The 18,588-nt window shown below is 65.6% G+C and carries 16 protein-coding genes and 1 pseudogene; 8 read left to right on the forward strand and 9 right to left on the reverse strand.

Annotated elements, in window-relative coordinates; genetic code table 11:
- Positions 1-18: 18 nt before the first annotated feature.
- Together ACGHN1_RS01920 and polA are read right to left on the reverse strand one after the other, a co-directional pair.
- Entirely contained in the window at positions 19-1,299 is a 1,281-nt protein-coding gene (locus tag ACGHN1_RS01920) for a sensor histidine kinase (protein WP_390547865.1), read from the reverse strand.
- On the reverse strand, positions 1,296-4,175 hold the full coding sequence (gene polA / locus ACGHN1_RS01925) for a DNA polymerase I (protein ID WP_390547867.1): 2,880 nt from the start codon (positions 4,173-4,175) through the stop codon (positions 1,296-1,298). The genes ACGHN1_RS01920 and polA overlap by 4 nt, the downstream gene beginning before the upstream one ends.
- Before the next feature lie 201 nt (positions 4,176-4,376).
- Here polA and ACGHN1_RS01930 point away from each other — a divergent pair, with 201 nt between their 5' ends.
- Positions 4,377-4,634 (forward strand): hypothetical protein, encoded by a 258-nt coding sequence (locus ACGHN1_RS01930; RefSeq protein ID WP_390547869.1) that lies wholly within the window; start codon positions 4,377-4,379, stop codon positions 4,632-4,634.
- 90 nt (positions 4,635-4,724) lie between these two features.
- Here the strand turns inward: ACGHN1_RS01930 and ACGHN1_RS01935 are convergent, their stop codons facing one another.
- Positions 4,725-5,783, reverse strand: a complete 1,059-nt coding sequence (locus ACGHN1_RS01935; protein WP_390547871.1) for a serine hydrolase — start codon at positions 5,781-5,783, stop codon at positions 4,725-4,727.
- A gap of 120 nt (positions 5,784-5,903) precedes the next feature.
- Positions 5,904-6,311, reverse strand: coding sequence for a host attachment protein (locus ACGHN1_RS01940; protein WP_390547873.1), 408 nt, complete (start codon positions 6,309-6,311; stop codon positions 5,904-5,906).
- Positions 6,312-6,414: 103 nt separating this feature from the next.
- Here ACGHN1_RS01940 and ACGHN1_RS01945 point away from each other — a divergent pair, with 103 nt between their 5' ends.
- The 4 genes and pseudogenes from ACGHN1_RS01945 to ACGHN1_RS01960 all read left to right on the forward strand — a co-directional run bounded on the left by ACGHN1_RS01945 (position 6,415) and on the right by ACGHN1_RS01960 (position 11,781).
- Positions 6,415-7,761 carry a phosphotransferase family protein gene (locus ACGHN1_RS01945; RefSeq protein WP_390547875.1) on the forward strand — a complete coding sequence of 449 codons (1,347 nt, stop codon included), beginning with the start codon at positions 6,415-6,417 and terminating at the stop codon, positions 7,759-7,761.
- A pseudogene (locus ACGHN1_RS01950) lies at positions 7,761-8,300 on the forward strand (acyl-CoA dehydrogenase family protein); the annotation flags it as partial. The gene ACGHN1_RS01945 and the pseudogene ACGHN1_RS01950, both read left to right, overlap by 1 nt.
- A 134-nt stretch (positions 8,301-8,434) precedes the next feature.
- Positions 8,435-10,657, forward strand: coding sequence for a DUF305 domain-containing protein (locus ACGHN1_RS01955; protein ID WP_390547877.1), 2,223 nt, complete (start codon positions 8,435-8,437; stop codon positions 10,655-10,657).
- 44 nt (positions 10,658-10,701) lie between these two features.
- Positions 10,702-11,781: a helix-turn-helix transcriptional regulator gene (locus ACGHN1_RS01960; protein WP_390547879.1), complete on the forward strand. Its 1,080-nt coding sequence runs from the start codon at positions 10,702-10,704 to the stop codon at positions 11,779-11,781.
- Positions 11,782-12,005: 224 nt separating this feature from the next.
- Here the strand turns inward: ACGHN1_RS01960 and groL are convergent, their stop codons facing one another.
- Both groL and groES read right to left on the reverse strand, forming a co-directional pair.
- Positions 12,006-13,661 carry a chaperonin GroEL gene (groL, locus tag ACGHN1_RS01965; RefSeq protein WP_390547881.1) on the reverse strand — a complete coding sequence of 552 codons (1,656 nt, stop codon included), beginning with the start codon at positions 13,659-13,661 and terminating at the stop codon, positions 12,006-12,008.
- Between the two features lie 53 nt (positions 13,662-13,714).
- Positions 13,715-14,002, reverse strand: a complete 288-nt coding sequence (groES, locus tag ACGHN1_RS01970) for a co-chaperone GroES (RefSeq protein ID WP_390547883.1) — start codon at positions 14,000-14,002, stop codon at positions 13,715-13,717.
- 225 nt (positions 14,003-14,227) lie between these two features.
- On the opposite strand from groES, the gene ACGHN1_RS01975 reads away from it, so the two are divergent.
- Positions 14,228-15,061 carry a mechanosensitive ion channel family protein gene (locus ACGHN1_RS01975; protein ID WP_390547885.1) on the forward strand — a complete coding sequence of 278 codons (834 nt, stop codon included), beginning with the start codon at positions 14,228-14,230 and terminating at the stop codon, positions 15,059-15,061.
- On the opposite strand, the gene ACGHN1_RS01980 is transcribed toward ACGHN1_RS01975, so the two are convergent.
- Positions 15,042-16,478, reverse strand: coding sequence for an MATE family efflux transporter (locus ACGHN1_RS01980; RefSeq protein WP_390547887.1), 1,437 nt, complete (start codon positions 16,476-16,478; stop codon positions 15,042-15,044). The genes ACGHN1_RS01975 and ACGHN1_RS01980 overlap by 20 nt on opposite strands.
- A 142-nt stretch (positions 16,479-16,620) precedes the next feature.
- Between ACGHN1_RS01980 and ACGHN1_RS01985 the strand changes: the two genes are divergently transcribed.
- Positions 16,621-17,163 (forward strand): acyloxyacyl hydrolase, encoded by a 543-nt coding sequence (locus ACGHN1_RS01985; protein ID WP_390547889.1) that lies wholly within the window; start codon positions 16,621-16,623, stop codon positions 17,161-17,163.
- A gap of 138 nt (positions 17,164-17,301) precedes the next feature.
- Positions 17,302-17,472: a Flp family type IVb pilin gene (locus ACGHN1_RS01990; protein ID WP_390547891.1), complete on the forward strand. Its 171-nt coding sequence runs from the start codon at positions 17,302-17,304 to the stop codon at positions 17,470-17,472.
- 136 nt (positions 17,473-17,608) lie between these two features.
- Here ACGHN1_RS01990 and rplL read toward each other — a convergent pair whose 3' ends face one another.
- Together rplL and rplJ are read right to left on the reverse strand one after the other, a co-directional pair.
- Positions 17,609-17,986, reverse strand: a complete 378-nt coding sequence (gene rplL, locus ACGHN1_RS01995; RefSeq protein WP_390547893.1) for a 50S ribosomal protein L7/L12 — start codon at positions 17,984-17,986, stop codon at positions 17,609-17,611.
- Between the two features lie 81 nt (positions 17,987-18,067).
- Positions 18,068-18,583: a 50S ribosomal protein L10 gene (rplJ, locus tag ACGHN1_RS02000; RefSeq protein ID WP_390547895.1), complete on the reverse strand. Its 516-nt coding sequence runs from the start codon at positions 18,581-18,583 to the stop codon at positions 18,068-18,070.
- Between the last annotated feature and the right edge of the window lie 5 nt (positions 18,584-18,588).

Genomic DNA, 18,588 nt, shown 5'->3' on the forward strand with positions numbered 1-18,588 from the left:
CCGGCCAAGGCAAGCGGATCAGGCGCCGCGCGGCAGAACGATCCGGACTTCCACGCCATCGGGCAGGAACGAGCGCTCCAGCGTTCCACCGAACTGGCGGGCGGCGCTGGTCATGAGCATGCTGCCGAAGCCGGTGCGTTCGGGCTCGCCGTCTATATTGGCGCCGCGCTCGCGCCAGATCAGTTCGATGTCCGAACCGGCGCGCTGCCAGCTGACCTCGATCGATCCGCCCTGCGACCAAGCGCCGTATTTGACGGCATTGGTGGTCAGCTCGTGGAGGATCAGCCCGAGCGGCGTGACCTGCTTGGCAGGCAGCATGATGTCCTCGCCTTCGACCCTGGCGACGAGATCGTCCGAACGGTACGGGGCCAGCGTCGTCTCGACGAGCGAGGTCAACGAGGCAACCTGGCGGTCGAGCTCGCCCTGGCTCACCTCGTGCGCGGTCAGGAGAGCCCGGATGCGGTCGGCGATGCTGTCGGTGACCGGCTTGGCTTCCGGCTTGTCGCGCGCCGAAAGCTGGACGATCGCCAGGATCACCGCGAACAGGTTCTTGACCCGGTGGTTGAGCTCGCGCGCCAGCAGATCGGCCTGGTCGCGCGCTTCGCCCAGGGCTACCGCCTGCGCCGCTTCGGCCTCCGCCCGCGCGGTCCGTGCGACCAGCCGGATCGCGGAGAAGACGGCGATCAGCAGCAGCCCGCCAAGGCCGCCCAGCAGCGGCAGCACTCGCGCCTCGGCCCGCGCGGTCTTTTCCGTCGCGTCGGTGAGGATGTCGAGTTCGATGCGCTCCATCTCCCGGGTGGCCCGGCGCAACCGCTCCATCGCCTCGTGTCCTTCATCGGTCAGCACGGCGCGTCGCGCCTCGGCCAGCCGCCCCTCCTCGAGCAGGCTAACGGAGGCGTCGAGCTCGGCGAACCGCGCACGGCTCAGCACCTCGATCTGTTCGAGCAGCTCCATCTGCCGTGCGGTTGCGCCCGGCTCGGTAAGCTCGCGCAACCGCCGCAGGGTCGGTTCGATCTGCTCGCGTCCGGCGAGATAGGATTCGAGATAGCGGCGGTCGAGCGTGATGAGATAGCCGCGCTGGCCGGTCTCCGCGTTGAGCGCGGCGCGCCCCACATCGCGCAACTCGACCAGGATCTCGTTGGTGCTGGCGACCTGATCGCGCTCCTGCCGCTCGCTCTCGATGGTGGTGAAGGCGAGAAAGATCAGCCCGAACATCGCCGCGACGATGACCGCCAGCAGGATGACGTTGTTCCAGCGGAACTCGCGATTCGTGCGGGCGAAGTGGAAATAGCGCTTCAATGCGCCGCGTCCCAGCTGTGCCCGGTCCCGATGTCGATGCCGAGCGGGACGTCGAGCGTGACTGCCGGCGCCGCGGCCCCGGCCATGACGTCCTCGATCACTCGGGAAGCACGGTCGACGTCGTCTTCGGGAAGTTCGAACACGAGTTCGTCATGGACCTGGAGCAGCATGCGGACGCGATCGAGCCCGGCGGCGTCGAGCGCCGGGTTCATGCGCGCCATCGCCCGCTTGATGATGTCGGCGCTGGTGCCCTGGATCGGCGCGTTGATCGCCGCGCGTTCGGACCCGGCGCGTTCGTTGGGGTTCTTGGAGTTGATCCGCGGGAACCAGGTCTTTCGGCCGAACAGCGTCTCGGAATAGCCGCATTCGCGCACCCGTTCGAGCGTTTCCATGATGTAGCGCTGAATGCCCGGAAAGCGCTTGAAATAGGTGTCGATCATCTCCTGCGCTTCGTCCGGCTCGACGCCCAGCCGTCCGGCGAGCCCCCAACGCGAGATGCCGTAGAGGATCGCGAAGTTGATCGTCTTGGCGCGCCCGCGGGTGTCGCGGTCGACCGTGCCGAACATTTCCTGCGCGGTGCGGTTGTGGATGTCCTCGCCATTGGCGAAGGCATCCTTCAGCGGGCCGACATCGGCCATGTGCGCGGCCAGGCGCAGTTCGATCTGGGAATAGTCGGCCGCGAGCAGGACATTGCCTTCCTCGGCGACAAACGCCTCGCGTATCTGGCGGCCGATCTCGGTGCGGATCGGGATGTTCTGCAGGTTCGGGTCGGTGGAGGACAGCCGCCCGGTCTGCGCGCCGACCAGCGAATAGGAGGTGTGGACCCGTCCCGTGTCCGCGTTGATCGCCTGCTGCAAAGCGTCGGTATAGGTCGATTTGAGCTTGGACAGCTGCCGCCATTCGAGCACCTTGTCGGCAATTTCGGCGCCCTCGGCGGAAAGCTTCTCCAGCACCGCCTGGTCGGTCGAATACTGGCCGCTCTTGCCCTTGCGCCCGCCCTTGTGGCCGAGCTTGTCGAACAGGATGTCGCCGAGTTGCTTGGGGCTGCCGACAGTGAACTCCTCGCCGGCCAAGGCGTGAATTTCCTTCTCCAGCCGCCCGGTTTCGGTGGCGAATTCCCCGGACAGCTTGGCAAGCTGCTGCCGGTCGACCTTGATGCCATGGCGCTCCATCGCGGCGATCGCGCCAATCGTCGGGCGATCGACCCGCTCGTAGATGCGCGTGCCGTTCTCGAGCGCGAGCCGGGGCTTGAGATGGCGGTGGAGCCGCCAGGTCACCTCGGCATCCTCGGCGGCGTATTCGGTGGCCTTGTCGAGCGGCACTTCGCCGAATGGTATCGCCTTCTTGCCGGTGCCGCAGATTTCCTTGAAGGTCAGACATTTATGGCCGAGATGGCGCTCGGCCAGTTCGTCCATTCCGTGGCCACCGCCGATCCCGGTCTCGGCCCGTCCCGCATCGAGCGCGAAGCTGATCACCATCGTGTCGTCGATCGGATCGACGTGGATGCCGCTGCGCGCCAGCACGTTGCAATCGTATTTCGCGTTGTGCAGCACCTTGAGCACCGCATCGTTCTCGAGCAGCGGTTTGAGCGCGTCGAGCGCGGCGGCCTTCTCGACCTGCTGCGGCGGCTGGGCGAACATGTCGCTCCCTCCGCCATCGACGTTGAGATGCGCGAGGGGAATGTAGCAGGCTTCGCCTGGCCCCACGGCGAGGCTGACGCCGACGAGATCGCAGACCATGCAGTCGAGATCGCTGGTCTCGGTATCGACCGCGACCATGCGCGCGGCGGTGGCGCGTGCGATCCAGTGTTCGAGACGCTCCAATGTCTGGACGCATTCGTAGGCGGAGCGGTCGATCGCCGGCATGTCCGGCGGGGGCTGGCGGTTGCCGTCCTCGCTCGCCGCCGCGCCCTTGTTGACGGGTTTCGCGGGATTGAGATTATTGGGGCGATCGGGGCTGCCGCCACCGCTGTCTAGCCGACGCAGGAGGCTGGTGAAGCCGTGCTTTTCGAGGAAGGCGGCGAGCGGTTCGGGCGGCACGCCGTCGAGCTTGAAGTCGTCAAGCGGCTCGGGCAGCTCGCAGTCCTCCTTCAGCGTCACCAGCACGCGGCTGAGTTCGGCGTCGGCGCGGCCTTCGATCAGGCGCTCCTTGAGCTTGGACGTCTTCATGTCCGGCGCCGCATCGAGAGCTACGGTCAGGCTGCCATGGTCCTGGATCAATTTCGAGGCGGTCTTGGGCCCGATCCCGTAAATGCCGGGGACGTTGTCAACGCTGTCGCCCATCAGCGCCAGTACGTCGCCGACCAGTTCGGGGCCGACGCCGAATTTCTCGATCACTTCTTCGCGGCCGATCCGTTGACTCTTCATGGTGTCGAGCATGTCGATGCACCCACCGCTCTCGACACCCGGTTCCAGATCCTCGGTCGCGCATTGGCCGATCAACTGCATCAGGTCCTTGTCGGAGGAAACGATGGTGACGTCCCATCCCTTGCGAGTGGCGGCGCGTGCATAGGATGCGATGAGATCGTCCGCCTCCAGCCCCTGCTCCTCGATACAGGGGAGGCTGAAGGCGCGCGTGGCGTCGCGGATCAGCGGAAACTGCGGGCGCAGGTCTTCGGGCGGTTCGGGGCGATTGGCCTTGTATTCGGGGTAGATCTCGTTGCGGAAACTGGTCGAATCCTTGTCGAGGATCACCGCCAGATGGGTCGGCCCGTCCGCCTTGTGGAGATCGTCGGCGAGCTTCCACAGCATCGTGGTGTAGCCATAGACCGCGCCGACCGGTGTGCCTTCGGGGTTGGTGAGCGGCGGCAGGCGGTGGTAGGCCCTGAAGATATAGGCCGATCCGTCGACGAGATAGAGATGCTGGCGTTCTGGCATGGACGCCCGGCACTAGCAGCGAGCTCGACGGGAGGGGAGATTTAATCTCTGATCAAATATGGCGAGAATGTGGCGAATGGTGGCGATTTTGCTTGCAACGCCACAATCTCGCCACTATTCGAACACCGTGAGGCCCCAATGCCGGTCCTCCGACGATCCTCACGGATCGTGAACACACTCGCTAAACAAGGATATCATTCCATGCGTAAGATCGCTCTCGTCGCCGCCGCTTCGGCTGCCGCTCTGTCGCTTGCCGCTTGCTCGGAAGCCACCGAAGATTCCGCCGAATCGACCGCCGAAAACGTCGCGGCCGACACCGAAGCCAACATGGAAGCCGCTGGCGCCGAAATCGAAGCCGCCGGTGACGAAGTCGCTGCCGAGGCCGACGAAGCCGCCATGGAAGCCGAAGCCGCGACCGACGCAGCCGAAGCCGAGATGGACGAAGAAGTCGCCGAGTAATCGGTTCTTCAAACCAAAAGGAAAGGGCGGTGCCTCGCGGCGCCGCCCTTTTCATATGTGCCTTCTATTCGCCGGGCGGAATTCCCCCGGTTACTGCCCGCCGTAATCGGCGTTGGCCCAGACCCGGCCATCGTCGGCCCGGCTGCCGAAGCCCTGATACAGCGCGCCGGCGATGGTCGCGATCCGGGAATCGCGTTGCCGTCGCGCGGCGAGCTTGGCGCTGCGGTTGCCGTTCTCGTACGCCATCGAGGGGCTCTGTCCGGTGACGTAGATCGCAACCGCGATCGCCCTGCCATCGGGCGTATGGAAGATCCCGATGTCGCTGGCCGTCCGGCTCAGCGTTCCGGTCTTGTGCGCAAGGCCCGCGCTGGACGGCAGCGCCGATCGCATCCGCTGCTTGCCGGTGGTCGTCTCGTTCATCGCGTTCATAAGCACGCGGCGCGAATCCGAGCTGAGCCAGCGGCCCTGATAGATGCCGGCGAGCAATTGCCCCATGGCCCGCGGTGTCGCGCTGTCGCGCAGATCGATACTGGATGCGGGATCGGTCCGGCCGTCCTCGCGGATCAGCGTGGCGATATCGCGGTTCAATTGGAAATCGGTAATCCCCGCCTGCCGCATCCACTGATTCACCGCCGTCGGCCCGCCTACCGCCGCCAGCAGCGCGTCGGTGCAATCGTTGCAGCTCTTGCTGATCATCAAGTCGAGATGCTGCTTGGCCGACATATAGGCCCCGCCGGGACGGGGCAGGCGAATTTCGCGGGTAAGGCTCCACCGGCCCTGGTCGACCCCGGCGAGATAGGTTGCGGCGATGGCGACCTTGCTGGTGCTCGCCATCGGGAAGCGCTGGTCGGCGAGTACGCCGACCTCCTGTCCCGAGGAGAGATCGATCGCATAGACGCCGATCCGTCCATCCGACCCCTCGGCGAGCCGGGCGATGGCAAGCCCGAGCGGGCTTTCCTGAATCGTCCTGAAACCCTGCGGAACCCGGGGTTCGGTCCCGAGCATCTTGTCGAACAGCGCCTGGTATTCGCCGCTCTGCGTGCCCGGCTGTTGATGTGTCTGTGCCTGCGCAGGCATGGCCAAGGCCAGAACCCCGGCGACCAGCGCGCTCCCTAGATGCTTCAATCCCATGCAGCCCCTGTAACCCATCCTTGGTGTGCAGAAGCTTAATGCGTGGAGAGCATGCGCTGAACAACCGCCCCGCGACGAATAGTGTCGCGGGGGCGATCAAATATTCCTTTTCGGACAATATGAAACCCGCGCAAAGCGTCAGGCGGCGGCGATGGCCTGTTCGATCCGCTTCGTCGGTTCGCCGGTCAGGGTCTTTCCGATTTCGCCGATCAGGCACTTCTCGAGCTCCGAATGATAGTGGCGGCGCATCTCCCCCAATGTCTTGGGATCGGCGATGACCAACAAGTTGTCCATCTCGCCGGCGATGGCCTTGGCATTCAGCCACTCGGCCGCGGCGGCACCATGCGCCAGCTCTTTAAGGTCGGTGCGGCCGTGCTCCTGACCGATGTCGTCCTGGTGCTTGACCCCGGCACTGTAATTCGTCGCCGAGAGATCCGGCTGTTCGCCGCGGTCGAGCTTGGGCTCGAGCGGCGCGCCACCATTGCGCATCACGGTGAAATTCTCGCCGTCGACCAGCGCGACATGGGCATTCTTCGGCAGGTGCATGGAGTTCTCCTCGATTGTTTCCGATTTCGTGCTGACACAACGGCCGCGGCCGCGGATGGGTCCGGGCTTGAGGGCGAGCCGGAAGGCTGCGACAAGATCGCTTGTGGGAGAAGGTACACCGCACGATCTGGAACGCGGGCTTGCCCGAGCGCTGGGGCGGGCGGGACTGCCCGCGCCCGACGGCCTGACGCGCCTCACCGGGGGCGCCACGATGGAGAGCTGGCGGTTCACCGCCGCCGGCGAGGCCTGCGTGCTGCGGCGTGCCCCGTCCCAAGATTTCATGGCCGAGCGCCCGTTCGGCCACACAGTGGAGGCCGAGATCGTGCGCACCGCCCATCGTGCCGGCGTTCGAGCCCCGGAGGTTCTGGCAAATCTCGAGCCGGCCGACGGGATCGGCAGCGGCTATGTCATGCGCGCGCTACCCGGGACTGCCGATCCGCGCGTGATCCTGGAGGGCAACACACCGCTGACCCTGCTCGGCGATGCGGCGCGCGATCTCGCCCGCATCCATGCCATTGCGCCGGCCGATCTGCCGCCGGGGATACCGGAGATCGACTATCCCGCCGCGATCGCCGATCTGCGCGAACGGTATCGGGCTGCGGGCGGGGCGCGACCGATGATTGCCCTGGGCCTGCGATGGCTGGCGGACAACTGCCCCGAGCCGGTCGCACCGGTGCTCAACCACGGCGATTTCCGCCTCGGCAATCTCCTGGCGGACAGCGGGCGGCTGTCGGGCGTGCTCGATTGGGAGCTGGCGCATTTCGGAGACCCGCACGAAGACCTCGCCTTCGGCTGCATGGCGGTGTGGCGATTCTCCCGGGTCGATCGCCCGGCGCTGGGCCTGGGCTCGGTCGAGGAATACGTCGCCGCTTATGAACAGGAGAGCGGGCGCAAGGTCGATCCCGCGCGGCTGCGCTTCTGGCTGATCTATCGCACTGTCTGGTGGGCGCTCGGCTGCCTGCACAACGCCGCGGTATGGCGCAGCGGCGAAGACCGGATGCTCGAACGGGTGGTGATCTCGCGCCGGACGAGCGAACAGGAGCTCGACCTGCTCCTCCTCCTCGAGGACGAGGCGCCGGAGGCCGAACGCGACCGCACCGTCCCCCCGCGCGAAGACAGGGAGCGGCCCGAGGGCGAGGCGAGCGCCGGCGAGATCGCCACCGCGATCGCCGAATGGCTGGAGACCATCAAGCCGGCGATGCAGGGCCACGACCGCTTCCAGCACGCCGTCGCCCGCAACGCACTTGGCATGATTGCCCGCGGCGAACGGACCGATGGCGATGCCGAGAACGCCCCTCTCGCCGCCAGCCTCCTGCACGGCGAGATGTCGCTCGCCACGCCTGGGCTGCTGGCGCAATTGCGGCGGACGGCGCTCGACAAGCTCGCCGCCGACGTTCCCAAATACCCGATGCTGGCGCGCGCGCGGGCAAAATGGACCGGAGAGCATTGATGGATTTCACCGTCCCGCAAGAACTGGAGGATTATTACGCCGAGCTCGAACGCTTCATCCAAAGCGAGATCGAGCCGCTGGTGGCGAGCGGCGACAACATCCGCTTCTTCGATCACCGCCGCGAGGATGCACGCACCGATTGGGATCGTGACGGCCTGCCCAGCCGCGAATGGGAAGACCTGCTCCGCGAGGCCACCCGGCGCGCGGATGCCGCCGGTCATTGGCGCTTCTCCGCGCCCAAGGAATATGGCGGGAAGGACGGCTCCAACCTGTGGATGGCGGTGATCCGCGACCGCTTCGCCCAGCGCGGACTGGGCCTTCACAACGATCTCCAGAACGAGCATTCGATCGTCGGGAATTTCCCCTTCGTGGCGATGTTCGACACCTTCGGGACCGAGGTGCAGAAGCAGGAATTCATCCACGGTGGCTTCGCGCGGGAGCGCCGGGTAGCCTTCGGCCTGACCGAGCCCGACCACGGCTCCGACGCGACCTGGATGGAAACCCGCGCCGTGCCCGAGACCCGCGACGGCGTGGCCGGGCGCGGAGGAAATTCAGATGCGCAAGGTGGCGGCCTATCTGTTCGGCTATCTGGGACCGAGAAAACAGGAATTTGCGTAATTCCCGCATCGTGATAGCACCCCGCGCGACGTCCGTCCTGTTCCCGGAGATTCCCATGCCCGCTCGCAATACCCTGACCGCCATCCTGCTCGCCGGTGCGGCAACCGTGCCGCTCGCCGCGCAGGACGCGCCCATCGTGCTCGCCGGCGCGCCCGGAGAAGCGAGCAAAACGATTGATGCCGAAGCGGCGATCGCGCTCACCGGCACCAGTTACGCGCCGGGCGACGTGCGCTTCATGCAGGACATGATCGTCCATCACCGCCAGGCGGTGATGATGTCCGAACTCGCGAAGGAGCGCAGCGGCAGCGAGGCGGTCACTCAGATCGCCGACCGCATCCTTGCCACCCAGGCCGACGAGATCGCCTTCATGGAGACCTGGCTGCGCGAGCGGGACGAGAGCCTCGCCTCGGCGATGGCGATGGATGCCTCCGCGCATGCCGGCCACGACGCCCATGCCGGCCACCAGATGATGCGCGGCATGGCGACACCCGAGCAGCTCGCCAGTTTGCGCGCCGCCAGCGGCACCGAATTCGACCGACAGTTTCTCACGCTTATGATCGAGCATCATCGCGGGGCCATCGACATGGTCGAGACGCTGCATGAACTTCCCGGCACGGCCTACGAGCCGACCGTGTTCGAATTCACCAACGACGTGGTGAGCGATCAGGATGCAGAGATTGATCGCATGAACGCCGTCCTCGCGCGGCTTTCGGACGATCCGCGGGCGACGCTTGCGGCCGGGTTTCGCGACGCCGGGCAGGCGATCAGCAATCTCCGTCTCGTCGCGGCGATGCCCAAGCCGGCGGGCTTTTTCGATCCCGACAATCCGGCGCAGCTCCAGCCGCTGATCGAGCGCGACGAGGAAGGACCCGCCGACGGCGAGCGCAAGGAAATCCTCGAGGACGAGGAAGACGAGCCCAGCTTCGGCAAGCGCGGTTCGCTCCTCACCTTCTGGTCGACCGACATGGCCTTCCGCGACGATCTGCTGATCACCGGCAGCTACCACGGGTTCAACATCTACCGGCTGGGCGACGACGGCCGCCCCGCCCTGGTCAGCTCGACCGTCTGCCCGGGCGGCCAAGGCGATGTCTCGGTGGTCGGCAACCTGCTGCTGATGAGCGTGCAGGACAGCCGCGCACGGCTCGATTGCGGGCTCGGCGGAGTCACCGATCGGGTCAGCGAGGAGCGTTTCCGCGGCCTGCGGATTTTCGACATCTCGGATCTGGATCGCCCGCGTCAGGTCGGCGCGGTCCAGACCTGCCGTGGCTCGCACACCCATTCGATCGTCTCGTCCGACGACCGGCGCATCGTCGTCTACAATTCGGGGACCTCCTACGTCCGCCCGAACGAGGAGCTCGAAGGCTGTTTCGAACGCGGCGGCGATGCGACCGCGCTGTTCAGCATCGACGTGATCGAGATCCCTGTCGCGAACCCCGGCCAGGCGCGGCTGGTCGCCAGCCCGCGGGTCTTCGCAGAAGGCGACGAGATCGCCGGGTTGTGGCGCGGCGGCGACCACGGTGACGGCACACAGGAGACGAGCGAGACCAATCACTGCCACGACATCACGGCCTTCCCGGCCAAGAAGATCGCGGCGGGCGCGTGCTCGGGCAACGGAATCGTGATGGACGTGTCCGATCCGCTTAACCCCAAGCGGATCAGCGACGTCACCGATCGCGGCTTCGCCTACTGGCATTCGGCGACCTTCAACAACGACGGCAGCAAGGTGCTTTTCACCGACGAATGGGGTGGCGGTACCCAGGCGCGGTGCCAGGCCGGCGATCCGACGAATTGGGGCGCCAATGCCTTCTATGCGCTCGACGGGGGCCAGCTCGAATACCGCGGGACTTTCAAGCTCCCCGCGCCGCAGGGCGAGAAGGAGAACTGCGTCGCCCACAACGGCTCGATCATTCCCGTTCCCGGGCGCGACATCTTCGTCCAGGCCTGGTATCAGGGCGGTATCAGCGTGATCGATTTCACCGATGCCGCCAATCCGGTCGAGATCGCTTATTTCGACCGCGGACCGATCGACGAAGACCAACTCATCACCGGTGGCTACTGGTCGGCCTATTGGTACAATGGCCGCATCTACGCGACCGAGATCGCCCGCGGGCTCGACATCTTCGCGCTGGAACCGAGTGAATTTCTCACCGCAGCGGAGATCGCCGCGGCCGAGGCGGCGCAGTACGAGGACGATCGGTTCAATCCGCAGACCCAGACCGAGGTTACCTGGCCAACCGATGTGGCCGCACGGGTCACCGGGGGCGAAACGGGCGAGTAGGAACCAGATTTTTGCGCCAGGGGGAGGCGCGGCAAGGGGGTGCAATGTCGTGGGTCGCAAACGGGCGCCTGCTCGAGGCAGTGCATGACGAGGAGGCGTTCGTCGACGTGGTCCGTGCGCTCGCCGAGAGGATCGGCGCGCGCTCGTTTTTCGGCGGCCTCGGCATGGACGGGGCCGTCGAGGGCATAGCGGTCGACAGCGGCTGGTGGAACGCCGATCAGATTGCCCTCTACGGCACGCATTTTCTCGACCACGATCCGTGCGTCGCGGCAATGCTGAGCAATTGGGCTCCTCAGAGCGTCCTCGACCTCGAACGCATGATCGGTCCGCGTACTTTCGAGCATTCCAGGCTCTACCAGGACTTCATCCGACCCACGGGCGACGACACGTTCCGTTCACTGGGGGTGCCGCTCGAAATTGGTGGGCACAAGGGGGCGGTGACCTTCCAGCGCGGCAAGACCCAACCGATGTTCGGCAAGGACGAGATCGCTCTCCTGACCAATTTCGCGCCCGAACTCGCGGGTTTGTTCTCTGCGCGGCTCAAAATCCTAACCTTGATGGAGGCGGAACGCTCGAGTCGCGAGATGGCGGATGCCAGCGGACGCCCGATGCTGGTGCTGAAAACCGACGGGCGTCTGGTGCGGGCCAATGCGACGGCCGAGGGCCTGCTGCGAGAGGGGCGGGTGCTTGCCCTTCATCGGGGTGTGGTGAGGCCCGCATCGATCCGTGCGCGGCAGCGGTTCGTCGAACTATTGACCGGTTTCGATGGCCGGAGCCCGGGCCTTTGCGGCATTCGGCTAGACGATGGCACGGGGCCCGCGGACGATGCGGTGGCGATGATGATTAGGGATGGAAACGTCCTGCTGATTCTCTCCCACATCGAGCCTCCGTGCCGGGCCGAGCTTCTGCAGATGATCTACGGCCTTTCGGCGGCGGAAAGCGACATAGCCCTGCGGCTCCACGGCGGAGAATTCCTAACGGAAATCGCCGAATCGAGATGCACCAGCCCGCATACCGTGCGCCAGCAGGTCCGGAACATCTCCCAGAAGATGGGATGCTCGCGACAGATCGAAATCGTCAGGCGCATCAGCGTCTTGCCCGCAATCAACACCGGCGATTTCTGATTCCGTAGTGCAAAGGGGTTATTCCGGGCCTGTCGAGCCTCCGCTATCGGGTTCTTGCGACCCGAAGGGCATCCGGCGCAATCTGGCTGCTCTTACTTTCAACCGGGGGCCGATTTCCGGCCCCCGGTTTTTTGTTTCCGGGACATGCCGGGGAATGTGAAAAGGCCCGGCGGATCGCTCCGCCGGGCCTCTCGTGTTCGGTCGGTGGACCGGACGATGCGGGCTTAGAAGCCCATTCCGCCCATTCCGCCCATGCCGCCCATGTCGGGCATGCCGCCGCCGCCGCCGCTGGACTTGTCCTCGGGCTTCTCGACGATCGCGGCTTCGGTGGTGATCAACAGGCCGGCCACGCTCGCCGCATCCTGCAGCGCGGTGCGCACGACCTTGGTCGGGTCGACGACGCCGGCCTTGACCAGATCCTCGTAAGTGTCGGTCTGCGCATTGAAGCCGAGCGAGGTGTCGTTGCCGTCGATCAGCTTGCCCGCGACCACCGCGCCGTCATGGCCGGCGTTCTGGGCGATCTGGCGAACCGGCGCCTGCAGCGCGCGGCGGACGATGTCCACACCGCGGGTCTGGTCGTCGTTCTCGCCGCTGAGGCCCTCCAGAGCCTTGGTGGCATAGAGCAGCGCAGTGCCGCCGCCCGGAACGATGCCTTCCTCGACCGCGGCGCGTGTGGCGTGAAGCGCGTCGTCGACGCGGTCCTTGCGCTCCTTCACCTCGACCTCGGACGCACCGCCGACCTTGATCACGGCAACGCCGCCGGCGAGCTTGGCGAGACGCTCTTGCAGCTTCTCGCGGTCGTAATCGCTGGAGGTGTTGTCGATCTGCGTGCGGATTTCGCCGACGCGGGCCTTGATGTCGTTCTCGTCACCCGCACCGTCGACGATGGTGGTGTTGTCCTTGTCGATGGTGACGCGCTTGGCTTCGCCGAGCATGCCGAGGGTGACGTTCTCGAGCTTGATGCCGAGATCCTCGGAGATCATCTCGCCCTTGGTCAGGATCGCGATGTCCTGCAGCATCGCCTTGCGGCGATCGCCGAAGCCCGGGGCCTTGACCGCCGCGACCTTGAGGCCGCCGCGCAGCTTGTTGACCACCAGAGTGGCCAGCGCCTCGCCCTCGATGTCTTCCGCGATGATCAGCAGCGGACGGCCCGACTGGACGGCCGCTTCGAGGATCGGGAGCATCGCCTGGAGGTTGGAGAGCTTCTTCTCGTGGATCAGGATGTAGGGGTTGTCGAGCTCGACCGTCATCTTGTCCGGGTTGGTGATGAAGTACGGCGACAGATAGCCGCGGTCGAACTGCATGCCCTCGACGGTCTCGAGCTCGAATTCGAGGCCCTTCGATTCGTCGACGGTGATCACGCCTTCCTTGCCGACCTTTTCCATCGCCTCGGCGATCTTCTCGCCGACTTCGCGGTCGCCATTGGCCGAGATGATGCCGACCTGGGCGATTTCCTGCGATCCGGAGACGTCCTTGGAACGGCTCTTGAGGTCGTCGACCACCTTGGCCACGGCGATGTCGATGCCGCGCTTGAGGTCCATCGGATTCATGCCGGCCGCGACCGACTTCATGCCCTCGGTCACGATCGACTGGGCGAGCACGGTGGCGGTGGTGGTGCCGTCACCGGCAAGATCGTTGGTCTTGCTGGCGACTTCCTTGATCATCTGCGCGCCCATGTTCTCGAACTTGTCTTTCAGTTCGATTTCCTTGGCGACGGTGACGCCGTCCTTGGTGATGCGCGGGGCGCCGAAGCTCTTGTCGATGACGACGTTGCGGCCCTTGGGCCCCAGCGTCACCTTGACGGCGTTGGCGAGGGTGTCGACGCCGCGCAGAATGCCTTCGCGCGCGTCGCGGCTGAACTTTACGTCCTTGGCAGCCATGTTGGTTTCTCCTGAGAAATTCTGGTTGTGTCGAAGGGTGGGCGTTCAGAGGATCAGGAAATGATCCCCATGATATCGCTTTCCTTCATGATCAGCAGGTCTTCGCCGTCGAGCTTGACCTCGGTCCCCGACCACTTGCCGAACAGGATGCGGTCGCCCTGCTTCACGTCCAGCGGGGTGATCGTGCCATCTTCGGCCTTGGCGCCCGAACCGACGGCGACGATCTCGCCCTCGCTCGGCTTTTCCTTGGCGCTGTCGGGAATGATGATGCCGCCGGCGGTCTTCTCGTCGGCTTCGATGCGACGGACCAGAACGCGGTCGTGCAACGGACGAAATGCCATGTCTTGACCTTTCAGTTGAGAGTGAAAATTCTGCGTTGGCACTCCCGGTCGGAGAGTGCCAGCGAGGCGCATCTGGGGATCGGCGACAGGCAAGTCAAGCGAGCTACGGCGAAAAAATTTGTGGTGCCGATGCCGTATCTTGGGGGTTGACCCGGGGGTGGCCAAGCGGCGGTCGGTATCCTATCGCGCGGCGCAATTCCGCCATTCGCGACAGGAGAACCGAGCATGACCACCGACCAGGAAGTGGCCGCCCTCACCATACCCGAACAGATCTGGCTGTGGTTGCGATTGAACATGGTCGAGATCGCGGGGGCCTTCGCGGTGCTGGTGATCGGCCTGCTGATCGCCGGCCTGCTGTCGCGCTGGGCGCAAAAGGCGCTGAATCGCTCGCCGCGGCTCGATCCGACGGTCAGCAACTTTCTCGCCAATCTGATCAAATACGCGCTGTGGGCGCTGGTCCTCGTCACCGTGCTGGCGCAGTTCGGGGTGGAGACCACCAGCATCCTCGCAGCGCTGGGCGGTATGGCGCTGGCCATCGGCCTCGCCCTGCAGGGCACGCTCAGCAATGTCGCTTCGGGAGTGATGATCCTGGTGCAGAAACCGTTCAAGGTGGGCGAGGCGATCACCGTCGACGGGATTACCGCGGTCGTGCAGAACATCGGCTTGTTCACCACCGAACTCAAGCAGTTCGACGGCTTGTTCGTGATGGTGCCCAATTCCGAACTCTGGAACCAGCCGATCGTCAACTTCAACCGTCACCCCACCCGCCGCTTCGAACTGATCGTCGGCATCGCCTACGATGACAGCATGGACCAGGCGCGCAAGGAATTGCTGGCGCTGGCCGAGGCCGATCAGCGCGTCCTGCCCGATCCGGCCCCCCAGGCCTTCGTCGCCTCGCTCGACGACAGCTCGGTCGGCATCGGCTTGCGCGTATGGTGCGCGACGGGCGACTATCTCGGACTGAGCTGGGACCTCACCGAGGCGGCCAAGGCGCGGTTCGACGCCGTCGGGATCTCGATCCCCTTCCCGCAGCGCGAGATCACGACGAAGACCGCCTGAGCAAGGGCCGCTCCACGAGGCCGAGCGCCTCGCGCCGGTGCCAGCGCCAGCCGAGGAGCAGCGCGGCAGTGAACAGCCCGACCGCGAGCCCGATCCACACGCCGATCCCGGCGAGGCTGGTCGCGAAGCCGAGCGCCAGGGCGGTGCCGAAGCCGGGCAGCCAATAGGCGAAGATCGCGATCCACATCGGGATGCGGGTATCCTGCAATCCGCGCAGGGCCCCCGCCGCCACTGCCTGCATCCCGTCGAACAGCTGGAAGGCGGCGGCGATCTTGAGGTAGGCGAGGGCAAAACCGACCAGCGCCATGTTCGCGGGAGCCCAGGGATCGATGTAGATCGCGATCAGCAGTTTCGGCGCGAGCAGCATGGCGGATGCGGTGGCCAACATGAAGCCGGTCCCGATGGCGATCCCGGCCCAGCCCGCGCGGCGAATCCCGATCGGATCGCGCGCACCGTAGAAATAGCCGACGCGGATCGTCGCCGCCTGTCCCACGCCGAAGGGCACCTGGAAGGCGAGCGCGGCGATTTGCAGCGCCACCGTATGCGCGGCAAGCTGGGTCGCCCCGATATTGCCCATCAGGAATGCCGCCGCGCCGAAGATACCTGCCTCCGCCGTGATCGTGAGCGCGATCGGCGTGCCGATCCGAACGATCTGCCACATCCGCATCCAGTCCGGCGACCACCAGCGCCCGAGAATGCGATAACGGTGAAGCCGCGGGTCGAGCCGGATGGCGACGAGATAGGCGGCGACGGTAACCAGCGACGTGATGATCGTCGCCACCGCCGCACCCCTGAGACCCAGTTCCGGCGCACCGAGATTGCCGAAAATGAAGGCATAATTGGCCAGCGCGTTGACCCCGATCCCCCCGGCTGTGATCAGCGTGGCGAGGATCGGCCGGTCGAGCGCGCTGACGAAATTGCGCAACACGTTGTTGAACAGCATCGGCACCAGCGAGAAGATGATGACGAGATTGTACTGCGCGGCCAACGCCACGATCTCTCCGTCCTGTCCGGTGGCACGCATCAGCGGCCCGAGCAGCAGGCACAGCCCCATGCCGGCGATGCCGCAGATAACCGAAAGCCACAGCGCCATTCGCGTCGCCCGGCGCACCGGCCGCAGCGCCGGCGCGCGCTCGCCCAGCTCAGCAGCAATCAGCGGCGCCACCGCCCCGGTCAGGCCCGACATCGCCCACAGCACCAGGCCGAACAGCGCCACCGCGAGGGCGGAGGCCGCCAGCTGCGCTTCGCCCAGCCGCGCGATGAAGATCACGTCGATGGCATAGGTCAGCATCTGCAGCAGGTTCGCCGTTGCCAGTGGCCAGCTCAGCCGCAGCGTCGCAGCGATCTCGCCGCGCCAGCCTTCGCGCGCCAGCGGCAGGTCCGCAGGCCGGGGCTCGGGAATGATTGGGTCCTGCATCGTGCGGTCCGCCGCCCGGTCAGGACAGCCGCACCGGATAGGGGTGAGCGGGGGTGCAGGCAATGCGAAACCCGCCCGGCTTAATCGACAGGCAATATGCGATGCGCCAAAGGCACACTGCCAGCCGTTCGGGACCCTTCGCATGATCCGTTTGCCTCTGCTTGCCGCCAGTCTTGCCTTTGCCTCGATCGCCGGGCCCGCCGCCGCGGGCGAGATCATCGGCGGGGTCTATGCCCATGCCGTGGACACCCCCTTCACCTTCGATACCGGAGAGCGCGGGGTGGATGTCCAGATCGGGGTGCGCAGCGCGCCGATCGAGAGGCTCGGCTTTCTCGGCAAGCCACAAGCGCATGTCTTCGGCTCGCTCAACAGCGAGGAGGGCGGGACGGATTTCGTCGCAGCGGGGCTGTCGTGGAAGATCGGTGCCGGGCCGGTCTATGTCCGGCCGGGCATCGGGCTAGCGCTTCACAACGCCCCCGATCTGCGGATCGATCCGGCGACCCGTCTGCGCACCGATCTGGGCAGCCGGGTGCTTTTCGAACCGGAAATCGCCGTGGGTACGCAAGTTTCCGAGCGTATCTCGGTCGAGGCGAGCTGGATCCACATCAGCAACGCCCGGCTCTTCAACCGCGATCAGAACCCCGGGATCGACATGATGGGCGTGCGGTTGGGCGTGCGCTTCTGACCTCTCCATTTCCACGCGAGCGAGAGAATACACCCTTCCTTGCCCGGACAGGTCCGGTTGACGGGAAATTAACCTCTGTCTGCGAGATTGCAGGCAACCAGGATTGCCAAGTTCGGGCTTCACAGGGAGTTTTCTACAATGCGCTTCTTCCGGAACCTGCTGCGCGACAAGCGCGGCGCCACCGCCATCGAATACGGGCTCATCGCCGCGCTCATCGCGGTCGCTGCAATCACCGCGATGCGGGGTCTCGGCAACAATCTCTCGACCACCTTCAACAAGGTCAGCACCTCGATGACGGCCACGGCCTGATCGGTATTCGCCGGGTCTGCCGCGCGACGGCGGACCACCCTAGCGATGCAAAAAAGGGGGCGGCACCATGCGGTGCCGCCCCCAATTTTTGGCAGATGCCACCCCGAAGCGCCGATGCGCTCCTGGGATCGGCAGCTTACTTGAGCTCGACGGTACCGCCGGCAGCTTCGATCTTGCCCTTGATCTCTTCGGCTTCGGCCTTGGCGACGCCTTCCTTGAGCGGCTTGGGAGCGCCTTCGACCAGCGCCTTGGCTTCGCCGAGACCCAAGCCGGTGATGGCGCGGACTTCCTTGATGACCTGGATCTTCTTGCCGCCGTCGCCCGTCAGGATGACGTCGAATTCGGTCTGCTCTTCGGCTGCGGCGGCATCGCCACCACCGCCGGCAGGGCCGGCCACGGCCACGGCTGCGGCGGCGGAAACGCCCCACTCTTCTTCCAGCGCCTTGGCAAGCTCGGCGGCTTCCATGACGGTCAGTTTGCTCAGTTCTTCAACAAGCTTGGCGATATCGGCCATGATGTTTCACTCCAAAATGATGTGGGGCAAGGCGGAAATGCGCTTGGCCCCGGATGTTTCGTGCTTCTCGCGTAGAACAGCCTACGCCGCTTCCTTGGCGCCATAGGCACCGAAGACGCGGGCGAGCATCGATACGGGTTCCTTGATGGTGCGGACGACCTTGGTCGCCGGCGCATTCACCAGGCCCACGATCGTGCCCCGCAGCTCGTCGAGCGAAGGCATCGAGGCGAGCGCCTTGATGCCTGCTTCGTCGAGCACCGTCGCCCCCATGGCACCGCCGACGATTTCAAGTCGGTCGTTGCCCTTGGCGAAGTCCACCGCGACCTTGGCGGCCGCCACCGGATCTTCCGAATAGGCGAGGGCCGTGGGGCCGCTCAGATATTCGTCGATACCGGCGTAATCGGTGTCCTTCAGGGCGAGCTTGGCGAGGCGGTTCTTCGCAACCTTGTAGGACGCACCGGCTTCGCGCATCTTCGAGCGCAGTTCGGTGGACTGCGCCACCGAAAGGCCGAGGTTGCGGGTGACAACCACCACGCCCGCCTCGTTGAAGACCGCATTGAGCTGGGCGACCGAATCGGTTTTCTGCGAACGATCCATGCCAT

The organism is Qipengyuania sp. MTN3-11 (genome assembly GCF_042851825.1).
Taxonomy (GTDB): Bacteria; Pseudomonadota; Alphaproteobacteria; order Sphingomonadales; family Sphingomonadaceae; genus Qipengyuania.